Consider the following 20,248-nt stretch of genomic DNA (forward strand, 5'->3'; position numbering starts at 1 on the left):
GTTAAATGTTGATTAAATTACTGAAAATCTAATGTTTCGGACTTTTCTGGTTTCAAGTTTTATAGTAATTTAACATCTGATTAATTAACCAATTATTAATAGTAAACTTAAATTATGGCGATTACCAAACAGTATTTAAAATCTAAACCAATTTGTAAAGTCACTTTTATTGTTCCTGCCAAGGATGCAAAAAGTGTTAGTGTAGCAGGAGAGTTTAATGAATGGAACACAGAAGCTACTGTTCTTAAAAAGCTGAAAAATGGAAATTTTAAAGGAACTCTAGATCTTCCAAAAGACAATAAATTTGAATTCAAATATGTTGTAGATGGAGAATGGACCAATGAAATCGAGGCAGATGGATATCAGTGGAATGATTTTGCTTCTGCTGACAATAGTTTACTGGTTTTATAGTAAAGTTTGAAAGGTGTTGAGGAGTATTATTCTACTACCTCAACACCTTTCCAAAATGCCACGTATCCTTTAATTTGCTTTGCCAGGTCACTAGTTTCTGGGTAGTACCAGGCTGCATCTTGATTTTGTTTTCCGTCGACTTCTATAGTATAGTATGACGCCATTCCTTTCCAAGGGCAGTTCGTATGTGTCTTGCTGGATTTAAAGAATTCTTTCTTTATAGCTTCTGGAGGAAAATAATGATTATTCTCTACCATTTTAGTATCATTACTTTCTGCCAGAATTTGCCCGTTCCAAATTGCTTTCATAGTCTTTATTTTTATAGATTAAACTCTTTTTAAGTTTAAAATTATTTGATTTTTGAGATTAAATAATCTTTATAATTATTTTCTTTATCAGTAAACGCACCTTTAATTGTAAGTCCAGATTCTTCTGCCAGCCATTTTACGATATCATCGTCATATTTTTGAGAAATCTCGGTATGAATACTCTCCCAAGCTTCAAAATGAACTTGCAGGGATAGGCAATCAATATCTACAGTTTGCTTTTTAGTGCTAACTAAATAGCTTTTTGCTGTACCACTCTCAGGATCATACACTTCCCAATGAATAAAAGCATCAAGATCAAAATTACCTTCAAGTTCTTTATTTATCCTGGTCAAAACATTTTTATTAAATGCTGCCGTTACACCCGTTTTGTCGTTATAAGCATCTAAAACTTTCTGAGGATGTTTCTTTTGATCAAATCCCATAAAAAGTAAATCACCAGGATTCATAACACCACATAATTGTTTTAAAAACTGAATCGCTCTAGAATGCATTAAATTACCAATATTAGAACCTAAAACCATGATCACTTTTTTGCGATCACTAATATGTTGTAATCGATCCAAAACTTCAAAATATTCCCCAACTTGTCCTTGAACACTGATCGCTGGCATTTCAGAATTTAAGTTCTGAACCAATCCATCAATAGCGTTTTGGCTAATATCTATTGGGTTATAAGTAAAATCATAGTTTTTATCAGATAATTCTTTTAAAAGTACCTTCGTTTTTTTACCATCACCTGCTCCCAATTCGATAAGATCAAAACCTTCTTGATTTTCATCAAAACTTTTAACAATATCAGCTTTATGAGTTTCAAAAATTTCGTATTCAGCTCTGGTAAGATAATATTCTGGTAAGTTCATTATTTCCTGAAACAACTTATCACCTACTTCATCATAAAAAAACTTTGATGATAAATATTTAGGAAAGGCGGTTAAACCCTCATATACTTCTTTTTCAAAATTTGAAACGATTACTTTTTGATCTTTTGAGTTCACAAGTTTGTTTTTTACAATTATGATTTGTTAATGTATTAAGAACGTAATATATCATTAGTCCTTACATTAAAAATGAGGCTATATCTATTTTACAAGAATATTTTTAAAAGCTATCTGGGTTTGTTTCATGAAAATGAAAATTAAAGATCTCTAACTAATCGAAATCCAGTAAATTGCCATCTAAGATATGGATGAAAAAAGTTACGATAGGTAGGTCGTGTATGATTTTGTGGAGTTGCAACCGATCCACCTCTCAACACTTTTTGATTAACCATAAATTTGCCATTATATTCTCCCAAAGCACCAGGTGCTTTTGTATAATTGGGATAAGGTGAATAAGCACTTTCTGTCCATTCCCATCGTGCTCCCCAATCAAAAAATGGTTGTGCAGCTTCCCATTCAAACTCAGTAGGTAAACGTTCTCCTTTCCATTGAGAAAAAGCAAACGCCTCATAATAAGAGATATGAGTAACCGGAGCATCCAGATGTAATTCTTTTAGTCCTTGTAGTGTATATTGTTTATACTGTCCGTTGACATTATGCCAATATTGAGGAGCATTTATATTATTATTCTGGATCCAATCCCAGGCTTCTGCATGCCATAAAAGACTATTTTTATATCCACTATCCTCAATAAACTCAAGAAATTCTCTATTTGTAACCAGATTATTAGATATCGCATATTGTTGTAAAAACACTTTGTGCGCACCCAATTCATTATCATAGCAAAAGTCACTTCCGGTATGACCTATATCGTACATACCTTCTTCTACTACAATATATTCTGTAGAAGACTTTATAACAGGGTTCTCTGAAAAGGTATCATTATATTTAGGAAGTAAAGGATTATTACCTAATATATATTTGATATCAGTTAGTAATAATTCTTGATGTTGTTTCTCATGATGAATACCAATTTCTACAAGCGAGTTAATTTCTTCATTTTCGACTTCTTCAAGAAATGATTGTAAGTGCGAAGTAACATAATCTCGATATTCATACACTTTCTGAACAGTGGGTCTGGAAAGATTACCTCTATTGGTTCTAACTACTCGTTTGCCTACGCTTTCGTAGTAACTATTAAATACGTAAGCAAATTCAGGATGAAAACGTTTATAACCTGGCTTATACTTATCCAAAATAAATTCTTCAAAAAACCACGTTGTATGTCCCAAATGCCATTTAGGAGGCGATACATCTACTAAGGGTTGTACTACATAATCTTCAGTTTCGAGGGGTGCGCAAATCTCTTCTGTATCAGAACGTGTTTGCAAAAAAAGGGTAAGTAAACTATCAATAACAATCATAAAAAAAAGTGTATCCGGTTTACGAATACACTCAAATTTAATGATTTTTATTTTTCTTTAACTTTAGATCAAAGTTAATCCAATGTTAAAAGTATTTTTGACATTACTGTGGTTTCCTAAAAGTAATCGGAACCGTATAGGCAATAGCGATCGGTTTTTCTCCCCATTTACCTGGTTTCATTTTAGGAATTGCTCTGATAATTCTGATAGCTTCTCTTTGCAGATATCTATGCGCTCCAGTTACTTCAAGTATTTCTACTTTCCCTTTTTTATTAACAATAAATTCTACAGTAACGGTACCGCTCAAACCTTCATTTAATGCTAACTCTGGATATTGAAAATTTCTAATAATGTGATCTCTTAGTTTCTGTCCAAAACATTGTGATGGGGTCTGCCTGGTTGAGCGATCACATTTTGGCCATATCGGTGTAATTCCTTTTTCATTGGCATTTTCTTGAGATAAAATAATATTATCCTGGGAAAAGGAAAATGTTGAAAATAGAATTGTTAAAATAAGTAATAGTTTCTTCATAGTACTCTAGTTTAAATTGGGGTCAGACTGCTACTGCACCTTTGATATGAGGATGCGGATCATAGTCTTCTAACCTGAAATCATCAAAAACGAAGCCAAAAATATTTTTCACCTCCGGATTCAATACAATTCTAGGTAATTTTTTAGGGGTTCGAGATAGCTGTAATTCAAGCTGTTCTCTATGGTTATTATATATATGAGCGTCTCCAAATGTATGTATAAATTCTCCAGCTTTATATCCACATACTTGTGCCATCATCATGGTAAACAAAGCATATGAAGCTATGTTAAAAGGCACTCCAAGAAATATATCTGCGCTGCGTTGATATAATTGACAAGACAATTTACCATCTGCAACATAAAACTGAAAAAATGCATGACAAGGTGGTAATGCGGCTTTTCCATCAGATACATTTTCAGAAAAAGATTTTGACGTATCTGGTAATACACTTGGATTCCAAGCAGATACCAACATACGGCGACTATCTGGGTTATTCTTTAATGATTCTATAACTTCTTTTATCTGGTCAATCTCATCATTATTCCAATTACGCCATTGGTGACCATAAACAGGTCCTAAATCTCCGTTTTCATCTGCCCACTCATTCCAAATTCTAACTCCATTTTCCTGAAGATAATTAATATTTGTTTCTCCTTTTAAAAACCATAATAGTTCATAAATTATTGATTTTAAATGGAGTTTTTTTGTAGTCACCATAGGAAAACCCTCACTAAGATCAAAACGCATTTGATATCCAAAAACGCTTTTAGTTCCTGTGCCAGTCCTGTCTTCCTTTTCATTTCCATTTTCTAGTACATGACGCACTAGATCCAGATATTGCTTCATATTTCTTTTGTAGATTTAGGCTATATTTGATCAATGATTATTCTGTCAAATATACAAAAAAACATATACGAGATAGTTTTCAATCGTTTGATTATGGGTTAGTTGTCCAATAGTTTTCAACAACTACAATATACAACAAGTTTTAACCTATGATCATTCCAGCAATAGTAGCGGATAGCAAGGAAGCAATAGTACCTCCAATTAAAGCTCTCATTCCAAATTCTGATAAGGTTTTACGTTGACCAGGAGCCAATGAACCGATTCCTCCTATTTGTATCCCAATGGAAGCAAAATTTGCAAAACCACAAAGCATATAGGTTGCCATAATGACCGATTTGTTATATGTAAGGTGCAATGGATTAGCAGGGTTTTTAAGATCTGCTAATTGGATATAACCTACAAACTCACTCGCTGCAAGTTTAATACCCAATAATTGCCCCATAAGCATCATATCTTCTTTGGCCACACCAATTAACCACATTAATGGTGCGAACACGGTACCAAGAACTGCTTCTAATGAAAATCTATCATAAGGAGTGTTATTAGCTAAGAACTGGTTAAGACCTGTCCATTCTCCCATTTTACCAAAACCATAATTTATCATAGCGATAAATGCTATAAAAACTAAGAGCATTGCACCAACGTTTGCAGCAAGTTTCAACCCTTCGGTTGTTCCATTAGCTATTGCATCTAATATATTAGAACCTATTTTATCTGAAGAAACTTTTACATCAGTATCAACCTTTTCCTGTTGTGGGTATAACAATTTAGAAATCACTATAGCTCCAGGTGCAGCCATCACAGAAGCCGCTAACAAGTGTTTTGCAAATTCTAATCTCAATACCGGATCATCTCCTCCTAAAAAGCCTATATAAGCTGCCAAGACACCTCCGGCAACAGTTGCCATCCCTCCTATCATTACTAATAGAATTTCTGAACGTGTCATTCGTTCTAAATAAGCTTTAATCATCAATGGAGCTTCGGTTTGACCTAAAAATATATTTCCCGCGACACTAAGGCTTTCTGCTCCTGAAATCCCCATTAATTTTGTTAATACCCAAGCCATTCCTTTCACTACAATTTGGATAACTCCCAAATAAAACAATACTGATGTCAATGCTGAAAAGAAAATAATCGTTGGTAATACTTGAAATAAGAATATAAATCCGAAACTATCAACATCCATCATCCCTCCCAAAAGAAACTCGCTTCCTGCTGCAGTAAAATCTAAGATCTTAACAAATATTTTTCCTACAAATTCAAAAAGCTTTTGAACAAAACTAATTTTCAAGACTCCAACTGCTAAAACAAGTTGAGCTCCCAAGCCTATACCAATAGTTTTCCAGTTTATAGCTTTTCGGTTACTGCTAAATAAAAATGCAATTATTAAAAGAACGATCATACCTAAGACCCCTCTCCACAAGCTATTAAGTGAGAAACCTTGGTTTGGTATCAACTCTGCAGTCTCGATTGTTTCTACAACTTGTACAGTTTCTTTTTCTGTAACTAATGAATATTGAACTCCCTTCTTAGATAATACCAATGTAGAATCAGTGATAATATTAATTTTATACTTTATCAAAGAATCTTCTGCAACATCTGGGAATAATAAAAGTACATTATTTTGTCTTAAATAATCTCCTTTAAGTGATTCTGATTTATTCTCAAAAGAATAAGAAAATAACCCTTTATTTAATTGTAGATAATCATTTTTACTGGCTTCAAAAACCTCTTCAGATTCACCCTTAACAGTTTCTAAAATCCATTTTTTTTCTATAGACTGAGCTGATAATAAAGTAAAAGTAAATATTGTAAACAGGAAAGTAAGTAATCCTTTTTTCATAAAAACTGAAATCATTTTAAACATGTACTAGATCGATCAACATTGATGAAATTTATCCTCTCTTGGAGATTTCATCTCTTATTCTTGCTGCAAGTTCATAATCTTCACTAGCTACAGCTTGATCCAGCATTCGATTGAGTTCTTCTAAAGATAAGTCCTGGTAACTGGTTTCTTTACCTACCATTTCTACATCATCTGAGACTAATTCATCAACCAATAAACTTTCAGGGTCGTTTTCATCTTCTTTTTTAGGGTTAACCTTAAGATAAATACCTGCCTGATCCAAAATATTTTTATATGTGAATATCGGTGCTTGAAAACGTAATGCCAAAGCAATGGCATCACTAGTTCTAGCATCTATAATTTCTTCAATCTTATCACGTTCACAAATCACACTGGAATAAAAAACACCGTCAACAAGCTTATGGATAATTACTTGTTTTACCACAATATCGAACCGATCTGCGAAATTCTTAAAAAGATCATGAGTCAATGGTCTTGGAGGTTTAATTTCCTTTTCTAAAGCAATTGCTATTGATTGTGCTTCAAATGCACCAATAACGATTGGCAACTTTCTCTCTCCATCGACCTCACTTAAAATTAATGCATAAGCACCATTTTGGGTTTGACTGTACGATATTCCTTTTATGTTCAGACGAACTAAACTCATAGTTTTTTTTCAATAAAAAAGAGCTGTTTGAACAAACGGACTTTTACCTAGGTTCAAACAGCCCTTAATTGGGCACAATTTATGAAAATTATGCGTTATTCGCCTTAAATTCCTTTAATTTTTCGATAAGTTTCGGCACCACTTCAAACGCATCGCCCACTATTCCGTAGTCCGCCGCTTTAAAGAAAGGTGCTTCAGGGTCATTATTAATCACCACTTTAACCTTACTTGAGTTAATTCCTGCAAGATGTTGAATCGCTCCAGAAACTCCTACTGCGATATACAAATTAGAAGCTACAGGTTTTCCTGTTTGCCCAACGTGTTCGCTATGAGGTCTCCATCCCATATCACTTACAGGCTTAGAACAAGCAGTAGCTGCACCAAGAACTCCTGCAAGTTCTTCTATTAATCCCCAATTCTCAGGTCCTTTAAGGCCTCTACCTCCAGAAACAACAATCTCTGCATCAGCAATAGAAACTTTATCCGTTGCCTTATCTACAGCGGTTACTGTAACTCCAAAATCTGCATCAGAAAGAGAAGGTTCAAAACCTTCAGCCGTTGCTGCACCTGAATTTTCTTTGAGACCAAAAGCGTTATTAGATAATCCAATTACCTTAACATCTGTAGAAATCTCTGTAATATTAAATGCTTTGTTTGTAAATGCGGTACGTTTTACTTTAAAAGGTGCTGCACTTTCTGGTAAAGACACAACATTAGAAGCATATCCTGCATTAAGATGAACTGCTACTAAAGGCGCCAAAAACTTACTATCAGCACTAGAACTTACAACTACCACACTAGCGTTTTCTTTTTCTGCAGCTTGTCTTATTGCACTTGCATAAGCTTTTGCATTAAATCCAGTTAATTTATCTTCTTTAACTTCTAATACCTTATCTACTCCATATGCTCCCAACTCACTACTATCACCACCATTAACACTTACTGCGGTTACTGTAGTTCCAAGCATACCCGCTACTTCTTTTGCATAGGATGCTACTTCGAAGGCTGCTTTCTTAAATTTCCCTCCTTCACTTTCTGTATATACTAAAACGGACATATTGTTTTATATTTTTTGATGCTGATCTGATGTCAGCGTTTATTTTATTTATTTATTAAATTACCTTAGCTTCGTTATGTAATAACTCTACTAATTGACCCACATTTTCGGGATCTACTAAAGTAACATCTCCTTTTGGAGCAGGTTTTTGAAACTGCACAGCCTTTGTTTCTGCATTAGAATCAACAGGCTCTACTACATTAAGAGGTTTTTTACGAGCCATCATAATTCCTCTCATATTTGGTATTCTAAGATCACTCTCTTCTACTAATCCTTTTTGTCCTCCAACGACTAAAGGTAACTTTGTAGTAGATGTTTCTTTACCTCCATCTATCTCACGAGTCGCGGTAGCTGTATCTCCATCTATTTCTAATCCGATACAAGTATTAACAAAATTAGCACCTGTTAATGCTGCCAACATACCTGGAACCATTCCTCCATTATAATCAATGGATTCTCTCCCAGCAATTACAAGATCATAACCACCATCTTCTACTACTTTTGCTAATTGTTTTGCCACGTAAAATCCATCAGTAGCTTCAGTATTTACTCTTATTGCGTTATCTGCTCCAATAGCAAGAGCTTTTCGCAATGTAGGTTCTGTCTCTGATCCACCAACATTAACTACATCTACAGAAGCTCCTTGTTTTTCTTTAAACCACATAGCACGAGTTAATCCAAACTCATCATTAGGGTTAATTACGAATTGAACCCCATTGGTATCAAATTTGGTATCTCCATCCGTAAAATTAATTTTAGAAGTTGTGTCTGGCACATGGCTAATACAAACTAATATCTTCATTTTATATAGGTATTTTTTGAGAATTTAATAATAAAGGCGAAGGTACAAATAAAAAGTCTAATTTACTATGCACGCATAATAAATTTTTTATTATTCTCCCATAAGTAAAGGGGATTAATTGCTACTTTTGCCTTTCGTATAGCAAAAATAATTATTTTATCCATGAAGACCATACAATTCAGAGAAGCAATTTGTGAAGCAATGAGCGAAGAAATGCGCCGTGATGAATCCATCTATTTAATGGGAGAAGAGGTTGCAGAATATAACGGAGCATATAAAGCGAGTAAAGGTATGTTGGCAGAATTTGGCCCAGACCGTGTATTAGATACTCCTATTTCTGAATTAGGTTTCGCAGGAATTGGCGTTGGTAGTGCCATGAACGGCAATCGTCCAATTATTGAATTTATGACCTTTAATTTTTCTTTGGTAGGGATTGATCAGATCATTAACAACGCAGCAAAAATGCGTCAAATGAGTGGAGGACAATTCAATATTCCTATTGTATTTAGAGGTCCTACTGCATCCGCAGGACAATTAGGAGCTACGCACTCACAAGCTTTTGAGAATTGGTTTGCAAATACTCCAGGACTTAAGGTTGTAGTACCTTCTAACCCTAAAGATGCTAAAGGTTTGCTAAAATCCGCTATCAGAGATAATGATCCTGTTATTTTCATGGAAAGTGAACAAATGTACGGAGATAAAGGAGAAGTTCCTGAAGGAGAATACACCATTCCACTAGGAGTAGCAGATATCATAAGAGAAGGAAATGATGTTACTATAGTATCTTTTGGAAAAATCATTAAAGAAGCTCAAAAAGCTGCAGATGAGTTAGCTAAAGAGAATATTTCTTGTGAAGTTATTGACTTGAGAACAGTTCGACCACTAGATCTTGATGCTATTTTTACTTCTGTCAAAAAAACAAATCGACTTATTATACTTGAGGAAGCATGGCCACTGGCAAATATTGCTTCAGAAATCACATATCAAGTTCAGTCAAACATATTTGATTATCTGGATGCTCCTATTTTAAAGATAAATACAGCAGATACACCAACACCTTATTCTCCTGTTCTATTAGAAGAATGGTTGCCAAATAGTAAAGATGTTGTTAAAGCTGTCAAAAAAGTAATGTATAAATAAAATGATCCCTTTTATTTTGCGTTTCATCAACTTATAAGTTGACCAAAATTATCTTAAAAGATAAAAAATGGCTCGAAAGTTGCATGATCAATTGAATTATTATTAGTCGTATTATTCATTTTAATAACATTGAATGAAATATTGGGTTTTAGGGGTTTTATTTGCTTTAGGTAATACTTTTCTTTTTGGACAAACTAAAGTTGGTGGTCGCGTTTATGATGGTAACAAGCAACCTATACCATTTGCCAATGTAGTTTTTGTTAATTCTACTATAGGTACCATTACTGATGAGAATGGACGTTTCTATATGGAGTCTGAAGGCAATCATAATAGTATAAAGATTTCTTTTATAGGTTTTGAGACTAAAACCATACCACTTTCTCAGAAAGTTACTTATAAAATGGAAGTAGTTCTTGAAGAAGAAGCAGCTGCATTAGATGAAGTAGTTATATTTAAAGGAAAAACTTCTAAAAAAAATAACCCTGCAATTGATATCCTAAGAAAAATCTGGGGAAATCGACGGGCAAATGGAGTTAAAAAATTTAAGCAATATCAATACGATAAATATGAAAAGCTTGAATTTGATCTTAACACCATAGATAGCGCCTTGGTTAACAGTAGGATTTTTAATGGTATGGAGTTTATTTTTGATGATATAGACACCTCTAGGATTACCGGAAAAACTTATCTCCCTATATTTCTAAATGAAGCCATTTCAAAAGTTTACGGGGATAATGACATCAATGAGCTTAAAGAAGTACTCACAGGAAACAAGAATGCTGGATTTAGCGACAATCAAACACTGATTGCTTTTGTAAAAGATCTCTATTCTGATTATGATGTTTATGACAATTACTTAAAGTTTTTTGATAAAAGTTTTACCAGTCCATTATCCCGAACAGGAATTGATGTATATAACTATGTATTGACAGATAGTGCATATATCGATAACAAATGGTGCTATAATATTGTATACTACCCAAGACGTAAGAATGAACTTACCTTTAAAGGAGATTTTTGGGTAAATGATACCACCTGGGCAATCAAAGATATTAATCTTGAGGTTACAAAAAGTGCTAATATTAACTGGGTAAAGGATTTATATATTGAGCAAGAGTTTGATGTACTTAATGATTCTATATTTCTAATTACCAAAGATTATTTTCAATCTGATTTTGCTTTTAGTAAAAAAGAAAAATCTCGTGGTGTTTACGGGAAACGAACCACTTTATATGACAACTATAAATTTGATATCAAGAAGGATAAAAAATTCTATCAAACCCAGGTAGATCCTTATGATCAGGATATATATAATAGAGCGGATTCTTTTTGGGCCAATGCCAGAATGGAAGAATTAAATAAAGATGAGAAGAAAGTATATAAGTTACTGGATACCTTAAGAACTGTAAAGGCATTTAAACGATTATACAATATAGGAACCATTCTTGCTACAGGATATATTGAATTTGATGGTTTTGATTTTGGACCTTTATTTTCTACAGTTGGATTTAATGACATTGAGGGTTGGAGATTACGTGCAGGTGGTAGAACATATTTTACGGCAAATGACAGATGGAGAATTGAAGGATATGGAGCCTATGGATTTAAAGATCAAAAATTCAAGTATGGTATATCAGGAAAATATCTTGTAGATAGAAAATCCAGATTAATCGTATCTGCTGGAAACCGAAGAGATGTAGAACAGTTAGGAGCTAGTTTAACCAACACCAATGATGTAGAAGGTAGAAGTCTTGCTTCTTCTTCAATAATTGCCACTGGAGACAATGACAGATTGACTTCTATTAACTTATCTGCTTTTTCTATGCAGTTAGAACCTAGAAAAAATCTTACTGTAGGCGTCACAGGTTCTTTTAGATCTTTAAAACCTGCGGATCGTTCGTTATTTAGTTTAGATTTTATCGATGAGGATACTGGACTACTTGAAAGTGAAATCAAACAAACCGAGATAGCAACATCAATTGCTTATTTTCCTGGTAGAAAAACAACAGGCTATGGTGTAGATAGAGTTACTGTAAACGACGGAGATTTTGCTACCCTCTTTTTAAATTATAGCGTAGGTCTGGAAGATATATTAGAAAGTGATTTTGAATATCAAAAAATTCAATTCTTATACCAACAACCATGGAATATTGGTGGTTTCGGAAGACTTAACAGTACATTAGAAGTTGGAAAAACTTTTGGAGATGTACCTCTTGGTTTACTTAGTGTAATACCAGGTAATCAGACATATTTATCCATTTACAATACTTTTCCACTACTTAATTTTTATGAATTTGTTACAGACACCTATGCTACGCTTCATTTAGAACACAATTTCAACGGACGTATCTTTTCAAGAATTCCATTTTTGCGAAAATTGAACTTGCGAGAATTAGTGGGTATAAGAGGAGCTTGGGGACAGTTATCAGACGAAAACATTTTATTAAGCGCTCCGTCTAACGAAATTTTACTTGCTCCTGATGATGAAATCTACTGGGAATATAGTCTAGGAGTAGGAAACATTTTTAAAATCTTCAGAATTGATTTTCATTTTAGAGGAAATTATTTTGACAACCCTGATGCTCGAAATTTTGGAGTTACTGGTTCTTTTGGATTTTATTTTTAGCATATTATCTACTTAAAACTATAGCTTTTTCTCTCTGTTTAATGATATATTACTATGCTGAAAACGTTGTAGTTTAACTTTACATTAAAAATTCGCAAAAAAATCGATAATTTTTACTTATAAATTTCATCCAACCTCTTGTAATACCTATCTTTGCCGCCCATAAAAAAGAGAATAAGATTATGAGCGCAGCTACTAAAGAAAGCTTTGATGTACTAATAGAAATACCTAAAGGAAGTAGAAACAAATACGAGTACGATTTTGACATAAAAAAGATACGATATGATCGCATGATATTTTCTTCGATGATGTATCCTGCTGATTATGGTTTTATCCCAGAAACTCTAGCATTGGACGGAGATCCTTTAGACGTTTTAGTATTGGTTACAGAGCCTACTTTTCCAGGTTGTGTAATGGAAGTAAAACCTATTGGAGTTTTCCATATGGCTGATGAAAAAGGTCCTGATGAAAAAATTATTTGCGTACCTATTGCTGACCCAATTGCGAGTCGACTTGCAGACCTTAAAGAAATGAATCCTCATTTAATAAAAGAAATAGAGCACTTTTTTCAAGTATATAAAGATTTAGAGAAGAAAAAAGTAGATGTAGGCGGATGGGGTAACATAGATGAAGCTAAAGATATCATAAAAGCTTGTGTAAAGCGTTTTCAGGAAATAGAAAACAAACCTGAAGGTTTATTTAGCATTTCTTAAATTACAGCTCTAAAAACCTCTAAAAAGCGCAATATTTTTCTAAAAATATTGCGCTTTTTATATTTAGATGAATTTACTACTTTTAGCAACTTAATTTAACTAAAAAGATACTTAATGGAATCAAATATGATTTATATGCCAATTGCTTTGGCATTACTAGGGCTAATTTATATGCTTGTTAAAAAATCTTGGGTAATGAAACAAGATGCTGGCGATGGTAAAATGAAAGAAATTTCAGATCATATTTATAAAGGTGCCTTAGCTTTCTTAAATGCAGAATATAAATTACTTGCAATATTTGTTGTAGTAGTGAGCATCTTATTATTTGTAGTTTCAATAGTAGTAGATACAACACATTGGTTAATTGTGATTGCCTTTGTTTTTGGAGCTGTATTCTCTGCTTTTGCTGGAAATATAGGGATGAAGATTGCTACCAAAACAAATGTTAGAACTACGCAAGCTGCTCGTACCAGTTTACCAAATGCACTTAAAATATCTTTTGGTGGTGGTACCGTAATGGGGCTTGGAGTTGCAGGGCTAGCCGTGTTGGGTCTAACCGCTTTCTTTATTATATTTTATAACATTTTTATGGGAGGCGAATGGGTTTCCACAGATAAAATGACAATAGTCTTAGAAACATTAGCTGGATTTTCTTTAGGAGCAGAATCTATTGCATTATTCGCTCGAGTAGGTGGAGGTATTTATACCAAAGCAGCAGATGTAGGAGCTGACCTTGTTGGTAAAGTAGAAGCAGGTATTCCTGAAGATGATCCTCGTAACCCTGCTACCATAGCAGATAATGTAGGTGATAATGTAGGTGATGTTGCTGGTATGGGTGCTGATTTATTTGGATCTTATGTAGCAACAGTACTTGCGGCAATGGTATTAGGTAACTACGTGATCAAAGATATGGGTGGTTCTATCACAGATGCTTTTGGAGGTATTGGACCAATTCTATTACCTATGGCAATTGCAGGTGTTGGTATTATCATTTCAGTAATAGGTACTATGCTAGTTAAAATTAAAAATAATGATGCTAAAGAAGCTCAAGTAATGGGAGCCCTCAATATTGGTAACTGGACCTCGATCATCTTAGTAGCAGTAGCTTGTTTTACATTATGTAAATGGATGCTTCCTGAGACTATGACTATGGAGTTCTTTGGAGAAGGTGCTATACAAATTTCCTCAATGAGAGTTTTTTATGCAACCTTAGTTGGTTTAGCAGTAGGAGCAGTGATCTCATCAGTAACTGAATATTATACAGGATTAGGTAAGTCACCTATTCTCAAAATTGTACAACAATCAAGCACAGGTGCTGGAACCAACATTATTGCGGGTCTAGCAACAGGGATGATTTCTACATTCCCTTCAGTATTATTATTTGCTGGGGCTATTTGGGCATCTTATGCCTTTGCAGGATTTTATGGTGTAGCTTTGGCAGCATCTGCAATGATGGCAACAACTGCAATGCAATTAGCAATTGATGCTTTTGGACCAATATCTGATAATGCTGGTGGTATTGCCGAGATGAGTGAGCAAGAACCTATTGTTAGAGAACGTACAGATATACTAGACTCAGTTGGTAATACAACAGCAGCAACAGGAAAAGGATTTGCAATCGCATCTGCTGCCTTAACATCTTTAGCTTTATTTGCCGCTTATGTAACTTTTACAGGAATCGATGGTATTAATATTTTTAAAGCACCGGTATTAGCAATGTTATTTGTTGGAGGTATGGTTCCAGTTGTATTCTCAGCTTTGGCAATGAACGCAGTAGGTAAAGCCGCAATGGAAATGGTACAAGAAGTTCGTCGTCAATTTAGAGACATTGCAGGAATTATGGAAGGTACCGGAAAACCTGAATACGATAAGTGTGTTGCTATTTCTACCAAAGCATCTTTAAAAGAAATGATGTTACCTGGATTATTAACCATTGGATTCCCGTTAATAATTGCTTTTGTTCCATTGTTATTCGGAATGGATAATGTAGCAATTGCAGAGATGTTAGGAGGATATATGGCTGGAGTAACTGTGAGTGGTGTATTATGGGCTATTTTTCAAAATAATGCTGGTGGAGCATGGGATAATGCAAAAAAATCTTTTGAAGCAGGTGTAGAAATTAATGGAGAAATGACCTATAAAGGTTCTGATGCTCATAAAGCAGCTGTAACTGGTGATACTGTTGGAGATCCATTCAAAGATACTTCAGGACCGTCTATGAATATCTTGATTAAATTAACCTGTCTTATAGGTCTTGTTATCGCTCCAATACTTGGAGGGCATACCTCAGAAACAGCAGTTGCAACTCAAGACGTTGAAGTTATAGAATCAATAGATACCAAGGAAGTTACTAAAACAATGGCTGTTAATATGAAGGTAGAAAACGAAGTAGCAACCGCAATTGTTACTATTGAAACTTCTCAAAACGGAAACATAAATAAAGAAATTAAAGAACTAAAAGGTTCTGAAGAAGAAGTAAAAGCTCAAATTGAAAGCATTAAAGCTTCTTTAAAATAATCATTTTCACAATTTTATTGATAAAGAACCCTGCTCATAAGCGGGGTTTTTTATCTTTGGTATAATATGTTCAGAAAAAAGCCTTTACGAATCAATTCTTATTTGGGTTATGGAACCCTTTCTACTATAAGAGCAGTTGGAAGAGCATTAGAAGATGAAAATGTTCAATTTAATGGCAATACCGGAACCTTAAAAACCTTAAAAAATATTTATAGGCAATTTGAAAGTGATGAAATTCCTAATATTTTAATCGAACTAAAATTATCTAACGGAGAAACATTCTCAACCTATACAGATGCCGAAGGATACTATCTTTTCCAAGAAAACATACATAACAACAAAGAATTAATCAATGCTCAAGGATGGATTTATTACACCGTTTCTTTTAAAGAAAAACAACATAAATCAATAATCAACAACAATATTTTTGAAGGCGAAATGCTTGTCCCTTCCTCTCAAGCAGAATATGGTATTATAAGTGATATCGATGATACGATACTGCATACTGGAGTGGCATCTTTGTTTAAATGGAAAGTTGCAGTTAACACTTTTTTCAAGAATTTTGATAAAAGATTACCAATAGAAGGAACTATCGATTTGTATAGAAAACTACAATCCGGAAAACAAAACTCTTCGGTAAACCCTGTGTTTTATGTAAGTAATAGTCCTTGGAATCTATATGACTATCTGGTAGCATTTCTTAAGAAACATAATTTTCCTAAAGGTCCCATTTTATTAAGAGATTTTAGAACTCCATTCGACAAAACACCAAAACCCACATTACCCCATAAATATTCAGAAATTCTAAATATTCTAAAAACGTACCCAGATTTAAAATTTATTTTAATTGGAGACAGTGGAGAAAAAGACGCAGATACCTACACCAAAATTTCGAACGAACATCCCGGACGAATTTTAGCTATTTATTTGAGGAATGTCAAACATCCCCGAAAAGAGAAACGTATTAAGAAAATAATTAATAAGTTTAAAACCGCACCTATCCTCCTAGTTAATACTTCTGAAGAAGCAATAGAACATGCAAAGATGTCTGGCTTTATATCCTAATTTTAGCTTTTTAGACTACTCCTAACCTCTGAAGTTAATGCCAGCATAGCTTCTTGCAATTGCTTAATACTTGCAGTATCAGAATTTGCATCAATATTGAAACTTAACTTACTATTCACCTCCCATAACTCAACAATTTGATGAGTTTGGATATTGTATGGCAAGTATTCAGAATTTAATGAAATCAAAGTAATAACAGATGCATCTTCATTTTTTCTTATTTTCTTTACAACAACACTATCTTCAAGTACAACAACACAAATAGCATTATTACCTATCTCAGAAAGATTATTTACAGCTTTTCCTATCACCCATTCTTTAGGTTCCAGAACAGGTAACATACTATCTCCTTCGACTTGAAATCCTCTATATGTTGCATTACGATATTCAGGTAGTGGAATATCAAAAGCAGGTAATTGTTGATACCAATCTAAATCCTGCACATTGTGAGGGTATCCGGCGGCAGCTTTTACATTAACCAAAACAATGTTCTCACTATGATTTGAGTCTATCGTAACTACCTTAGGTGAAACATCTCCATGATGTAACTGAATTTTTTTCTGACTACTATCTCCAAATAGCCATAAAGGATTTACATTAAACTCTTGCAATAACATTGCAACAACTTTTCCTGAAATTTTTGTCTTACCGCGTTCAATATCTGCTGTAGAATTTTTGATATGCAAAATCTTAGCAAAATCTGATTGGGTATAATGGTTCTCTTCGCGAATTTGTTTAAATCGCTTAATGGTTTGGTCAGTTGAATTATCCATATAATTCAGATTTAATTTTTTATCATAGACAAGCTCTTAACGGTTTGGGATAATTACCTAACAAAGATACATTTTTTTGGAATATTTCCAATTTTAACAGTATTCTATTTTTATTTTTATGGAAATATTCCATAAATTTGGAAAAATTACAAACAAAACCATCCATTATGTCTTCACAAATTGTTTTGCATCAACCTGTATCAGAAAAAATAATTCGTCATTCTCTTGATAATTCTATTTCTTCAGTAAATCAGTTACATCAAAAGTTAAAAGAAAAAGGGTATCATTTTTTAAGAGATCATAAAAACGGTAATTATTGTTTTGATTTTTATAATCCTCAACTCAAAATCGCAATTGAAATTGATGGATATGCTCATGAATTTTCTGATGTTTATAGTAATGACAAACAAAAAAGATTATACATTCATTCCTTAGGTATTACGGTACTTCGGTTTACAGATTATCAAATTCTTACAGATATAGAAGAAATTTTAAGAGCTATTAAAAATCAAATCAAACACACACCTGAGCTTTCCTATGTCGTTTGATAGAATTCGAGAAAAATTATCAATTCTTGCAGATGCCGCCAAATATGATGTTTCTTGTGCCAGTAGTGGTGGCAAAAGATCTAACACAAGTAAAGGATTAGGAAACAATACCGGGATGGGTATATGCCATAGTTATACCGAAGATGGACGATGCGTTTCTCTACTTAAAATACTACTGACCAATCATTGCATTTATGATTGTGCCTATTGTGTAACCCGAAAAAGCAATGATATTAAACGGGCTGCCTTTAAAATCCAAGAAGTAGTTGATCTTACAATAAATTTTTATCGTCGTAATTATATTGAAGGTTTATTTCTAAGTTCAGGAATTTTTAAAAATGCTGATTTTACAATGGAACGGTTGGTAGCAGTGGCAAAAAAACTCCGACTTGAAGAAAATTTTAATGGATATATACATCTTAAATCCATTCCTGGTGCCAGTGATGAGCTTATGCGACAGGCAGGTTTATATGCAGATCGGTTGAGTGTTAATATAGAAATCCCCACCATTTCTGGTCTAAAACTTTTGGCACCAGACAAAAAACACGAAGATTTTATTAAACCCATGAAAAAGGTTAAAAATGAAATTATTCAATATAAAAACGAATGTAAGGTTATTAAAAGTACTCCAAGATATGCTCCAGCTGGCCAGAGCACGCAAATGATTGTTGGTGCAACAGGAGAGAGTGATCGTGATATTATGTACACAGCAACTTATTACTACAAAAAGTTTAATATGAGAAGAGTGTATTATTCTGGCTACATTCCCATTACTGAAGATAATCGCCTTCCTTCTTTAAATACTAAAGTTCCTATACTGAGAGAAAACAGATTATACCAGACCGATTGGTTGTTAAGGTTTTATGGATTTTCAGTCACAGAATTACTAAATGATACTCATAAAAACTTAGATCTGGATATCGATCCTAAATTGGGTTGGGCGCTTAAAAATTTACACTTGTTTCCTATAGATATAAATGTTGCAGATAAAAGAATGCTCGCACGAATCCCTGGAATTGGAATGAATTCTGTTTCCAAAATTATTCAAGCCAGAAAATTCAGAAACTTAAATTGGTCTCATCTCAAAGCTATTGGAATCGCTTTAAATCGGGCACAATATTTTATCATTTGTAATTCAAAAGATTATTTTAAAAAAGAGCTTTCGTCCATAGATCTAAAACATCGAATATTATCTAATTCTAAAAGTAAATACAATGCACATTTTAACCATCAATTAAGTTTATTTACCTAATTATTACTATGGATCCGCAAACTATTTTATTATATGATGGAAGTTTTGATGGATTCTTGTGTGCTGTATTTACTGTTTATGAAGAAAAAATTAGACTCCCAATAATTTATAAAGAGACCGAGAATAACAATCAATTATTCTCCGTTACAGAAAAAATAATCCCAGATAGTTTAAAAGCTCAACGAGTATGGAAAAGGTTTTCTGATAAAACAACCCGCTCACAACAAAAAGATTTTTTCAAAGCTTTTTTAAGTGAAATTAAAGGTGTAGAAAACACCTTGCTCTCTTACATGCAAAATATATTTGACCATCCTTCAAAAAAAGATATAGATTATAGCAATAAAGATATTCTAAAAATAAGCCAAGTTGCTAAAATGGTAGGTAGAGAAAAGCATAGAATGGAAGCCTTTGTAAGATTTCATTTAATCAAAGAAAACATCTATGTGGCAACGGTTTCTCCTGATTTTAATGTTTTACCTTTAATCCTTCATCATTTTAAAGACCGATATGCGGATCAAAAATGGGTGATTTACGATACCAAACGTAATTATGGAATCTATTATGATCTAAATACGGTAGAAATCATAACCTTAGAAAAATTAAAAACTGTTAATTCGCTCTTATATTCACCCCAAGAATCGGATTATCAAACGCTCTGGAACACCTATTATTCCAGTGTAAATATAAAATCCAGAAAAAACACAAAACTGCATCTTCAGCATTTACCTAAGCGATACTGGAAATACTTGGTAGAAAAAAGGTCAATATGAAATAAAATGTTAAATTTGGCGTTAGTATAACCCATTAACTAATCTATCAAT

At 33.5% G+C, this 20,248-nt stretch carries 19 protein-coding genes; 9 read left to right on the plus strand and 10 right to left on the minus strand.

Features of this window, described 5'->3' with window-relative positions; all coding sequences use genetic code 11:
* Positions 1 to 114 precede the first annotated feature (114 nt).
* Entirely contained in the window at positions 115 to 411 is a 297-nt protein-coding gene (locus U0D62_RS13215) for an isoamylase early set domain-containing protein (protein ID WP_322287777.1), read from the plus strand.
* Between the two features lie 26 nt (positions 412 to 437).
* Here the strand turns inward: U0D62_RS13215 and U0D62_RS13220 are convergent, their stop codons facing one another.
* The 9 genes from U0D62_RS13220 to U0D62_RS13260 form a co-directional block, all read right to left on the minus strand.
* A complete protein-coding gene (locus U0D62_RS13220; protein ID WP_322287778.1) occupies positions 438 to 719 on the minus strand; it encodes a DUF427 domain-containing protein in 282 nt (93 codons plus the stop codon).
* Positions 720 to 760: 41 nt separating this feature from the next.
* A complete protein-coding gene (gene egtD / locus U0D62_RS13225) occupies positions 761 to 1,735 on the minus strand; it encodes an L-histidine N(alpha)-methyltransferase (protein WP_322287779.1) in 975 nt (324 codons plus the stop codon).
* A gap of 140 nt (positions 1,736 to 1,875) precedes the next feature.
* The gene (gene egtB / locus U0D62_RS13230; RefSeq protein ID WP_322287780.1) at positions 1,876 to 3,042 is read right to left on the minus strand and encodes an ergothioneine biosynthesis protein EgtB; all 1,167 of its coding nucleotides are present in this window, start codon (positions 3,040 to 3,042) and stop codon (positions 1,876 to 1,878) included.
* A gap of 103 nt (positions 3,043 to 3,145) precedes the next feature.
* The gene (locus tag U0D62_RS13235; protein WP_322287781.1) at positions 3,146 to 3,574 is read right to left on the minus strand and encodes an energy transducer TonB; all 429 of its coding nucleotides are present in this window, start codon (positions 3,572 to 3,574) and stop codon (positions 3,146 to 3,148) included.
* Positions 3,575 to 3,596: 22 nt separating this feature from the next.
* Positions 3,597 to 4,421 carry a thymidylate synthase gene (locus U0D62_RS13240; protein ID WP_322287782.1) on the minus strand — a complete coding sequence of 275 codons (825 nt, stop codon included), beginning with the start codon at positions 4,419 to 4,421 and terminating at the stop codon, positions 3,597 to 3,599.
* A 142-nt stretch (positions 4,422 to 4,563) separates the two neighbouring features.
* Complete coding sequence (locus U0D62_RS13245; RefSeq protein ID WP_322287783.1) at positions 4,564 to 6,264, minus strand: nucleoside transporter C-terminal domain-containing protein; 1,701 nt, start codon at positions 6,262 to 6,264, stop codon at positions 4,564 to 4,566.
* Between the two features lie 52 nt (positions 6,265 to 6,316).
* Positions 6,317 to 6,934 (minus strand): bifunctional nuclease family protein, encoded by a 618-nt coding sequence (locus tag U0D62_RS13250; protein ID WP_322287784.1) that lies wholly within the window; start codon positions 6,932 to 6,934, stop codon positions 6,317 to 6,319.
* A gap of 88 nt (positions 6,935 to 7,022) precedes the next feature.
* On the minus strand, positions 7,023 to 7,991 hold the full coding sequence (locus U0D62_RS13255) for an electron transfer flavoprotein subunit alpha/FixB family protein (RefSeq protein ID WP_322287785.1): 969 nt from the start codon (positions 7,989 to 7,991) through the stop codon (positions 7,023 to 7,025).
* A gap of 55 nt (positions 7,992 to 8,046) precedes the next feature.
* Positions 8,047 to 8,793, minus strand: coding sequence for an electron transfer flavoprotein subunit beta/FixA family protein (locus U0D62_RS13260; RefSeq protein WP_322287786.1), 747 nt, complete (start codon positions 8,791 to 8,793; stop codon positions 8,047 to 8,049).
* Positions 8,794 to 8,955: 162 nt separating this feature from the next.
* On the opposite strand from U0D62_RS13260, the gene U0D62_RS13265 reads away from it, so the two are divergent.
* From U0D62_RS13265 to U0D62_RS13285, 5 genes are all read left to right on the plus strand, one after another.
* On the plus strand, positions 8,956 to 9,933 hold the full coding sequence (locus tag U0D62_RS13265) for a pyruvate dehydrogenase complex E1 component subunit beta (protein WP_322287787.1): 978 nt from the start codon (positions 8,956 to 8,958) through the stop codon (positions 9,931 to 9,933).
* A gap of 133 nt (positions 9,934 to 10,066) precedes the next feature.
* Positions 10,067 to 12,559 carry a DUF5686 and carboxypeptidase-like regulatory domain-containing protein gene (locus U0D62_RS13270; RefSeq protein ID WP_322287788.1) on the plus strand — a complete coding sequence of 831 codons (2,493 nt, stop codon included), beginning with the start codon at positions 10,067 to 10,069 and terminating at the stop codon, positions 12,557 to 12,559.
* 182 nt (positions 12,560 to 12,741) lie between these two features.
* On the plus strand, positions 12,742 to 13,272 hold the full coding sequence (locus U0D62_RS13275; RefSeq protein WP_322287789.1) for an inorganic diphosphatase: 531 nt from the start codon (positions 12,742 to 12,744) through the stop codon (positions 13,270 to 13,272).
* 114 nt (positions 13,273 to 13,386) lie between these two features.
* Positions 13,387 to 15,789, plus strand: coding sequence for a sodium-translocating pyrophosphatase (locus U0D62_RS13280; RefSeq protein ID WP_322287790.1), 2,403 nt, complete (start codon positions 13,387 to 13,389; stop codon positions 15,787 to 15,789).
* A gap of 66 nt (positions 15,790 to 15,855) precedes the next feature.
* Positions 15,856 to 16,854 carry an App1 family protein gene (locus U0D62_RS13285; protein WP_322287791.1) on the plus strand — a complete coding sequence of 333 codons (999 nt, stop codon included), beginning with the start codon at positions 15,856 to 15,858 and terminating at the stop codon, positions 16,852 to 16,854.
* A gap of 2 nt (positions 16,855 to 16,856) precedes the next feature.
* Here the strand turns inward: U0D62_RS13285 and U0D62_RS13290 are convergent, their stop codons facing one another.
* Positions 16,857 to 17,627 (minus strand): XRE family transcriptional regulator, encoded by a 771-nt coding sequence (locus U0D62_RS13290; protein ID WP_322287792.1) that lies wholly within the window; start codon positions 17,625 to 17,627, stop codon positions 16,857 to 16,859.
* A gap of 167 nt (positions 17,628 to 17,794) precedes the next feature.
* Between U0D62_RS13290 and U0D62_RS13295 the strand changes: the two genes are divergently transcribed.
* The 3 genes from U0D62_RS13295 to U0D62_RS13305 are packed head-to-tail and all read left to right on the plus strand — an operon-like array spanning position 17,795 to position 20,197.
* Entirely contained in the window at positions 17,795 to 18,175 is a 381-nt protein-coding gene (locus tag U0D62_RS13295) for a DUF559 domain-containing protein (RefSeq protein WP_322287793.1), read from the plus strand.
* The gene (locus U0D62_RS13300) at positions 18,165 to 19,427 is read left to right on the plus strand and encodes a putative DNA modification/repair radical SAM protein (RefSeq protein WP_322287794.1); all 1,263 of its coding nucleotides are present in this window, start codon (positions 18,165 to 18,167) and stop codon (positions 19,425 to 19,427) included. Before U0D62_RS13295 ends, U0D62_RS13300 begins: the two co-directional genes overlap by 11 nt.
* A gap of 8 nt (positions 19,428 to 19,435) precedes the next feature.
* Positions 19,436 to 20,197 carry a TIGR03915 family putative DNA repair protein gene (locus U0D62_RS13305; protein ID WP_322287795.1) on the plus strand — a complete coding sequence of 254 codons (762 nt, stop codon included), beginning with the start codon at positions 19,436 to 19,438 and terminating at the stop codon, positions 20,195 to 20,197.
* The last annotated feature ends 51 nt before the right edge of the window (positions 20,198 to 20,248 follow it).

This window comes from Aquimarina callyspongiae (assembly GCF_034322225.1).
In the GTDB taxonomy this organism is placed as follows: domain Bacteria; phylum Bacteroidota; class Bacteroidia; order Flavobacteriales; family Flavobacteriaceae; genus Aquimarina.

Bases quoted from the DNA above. Each gene is read 5' to 3' on its own strand.
- U0D62_RS13215 (WP_322287777.1), top strand. From the start codon at position 115: ATGGCGATTACCAAACAGTATTTAAAATCTAAACCAATTTGTAAAGTC.
- U0D62_RS13220 (WP_322287778.1), bottom strand. From the start codon at position 719: ATGAAAGCAATTTGGAACGGGCAAATTCTGGCAGAAAGTAATGATACT.
- egtB (WP_322287780.1), bottom strand. From the start codon at position 3,042: ATGATTGTTATTGATAGTTTACTTACCCTTTTTTTGCAAACACGTTCT.
- U0D62_RS13235 (WP_322287781.1), bottom strand. From the start codon at position 3,574: ATGAAGAAACTATTACTTATTTTAACAATTCTATTTTCAACATTTTCC.
- U0D62_RS13240 (WP_322287782.1), bottom strand. From the start codon at position 4,421: ATGAAGCAATATCTGGATCTAGTGCGTCATGTACTAGAAAATGGAAAT.
- U0D62_RS13245 (WP_322287783.1), bottom strand. From the start codon at position 6,264: ATGAAAAAAGGATTACTTACTTTCCTGTTTACAATATTTACTTTTACT.
- U0D62_RS13250 (WP_322287784.1), bottom strand. From the start codon at position 6,934: ATGAGTTTAGTTCGTCTGAACATAAAAGGAATATCGTACAGTCAAACC.
- U0D62_RS13255 (WP_322287785.1), bottom strand. From the start codon at position 7,991: ATGTCCGTTTTAGTATATACAGAAAGTGAAGGAGGGAAATTTAAGAAA.
- U0D62_RS13260 (WP_322287786.1), bottom strand. From the start codon at position 8,793: ATGAAGATATTAGTTTGTATTAGCCATGTGCCAGACACAACTTCTAAA.
- U0D62_RS13265 (WP_322287787.1), top strand. From the start codon at position 8,956: ATGAAGACCATACAATTCAGAGAAGCAATTTGTGAAGCAATGAGCGAA.
- U0D62_RS13270 (WP_322287788.1), top strand. From the start codon at position 10,067: ATGAAATATTGGGTTTTAGGGGTTTTATTTGCTTTAGGTAATACTTTT.
- U0D62_RS13275 (WP_322287789.1), top strand. From the start codon at position 12,742: ATGAGCGCAGCTACTAAAGAAAGCTTTGATGTACTAATAGAAATACCT.
- U0D62_RS13280 (WP_322287790.1), top strand. From the start codon at position 13,387: ATGGAATCAAATATGATTTATATGCCAATTGCTTTGGCATTACTAGGG.
- U0D62_RS13285 (WP_322287791.1), top strand. From the start codon at position 15,856: ATGTTCAGAAAAAAGCCTTTACGAATCAATTCTTATTTGGGTTATGGA.
- U0D62_RS13290 (WP_322287792.1), bottom strand. From the start codon at position 17,627: ATGGATAATTCAACTGACCAAACCATTAAGCGATTTAAACAAATTCGC.
- U0D62_RS13295 (WP_322287793.1), top strand. From the start codon at position 17,795: ATGTCTTCACAAATTGTTTTGCATCAACCTGTATCAGAAAAAATAATT.
- U0D62_RS13300 (WP_322287794.1), top strand. From the start codon at position 18,165: ATGTCGTTTGATAGAATTCGAGAAAAATTATCAATTCTTGCAGATGCC.
- U0D62_RS13305 (WP_322287795.1), top strand. From the start codon at position 19,436: ATGGATCCGCAAACTATTTTATTATATGATGGAAGTTTTGATGGATTC.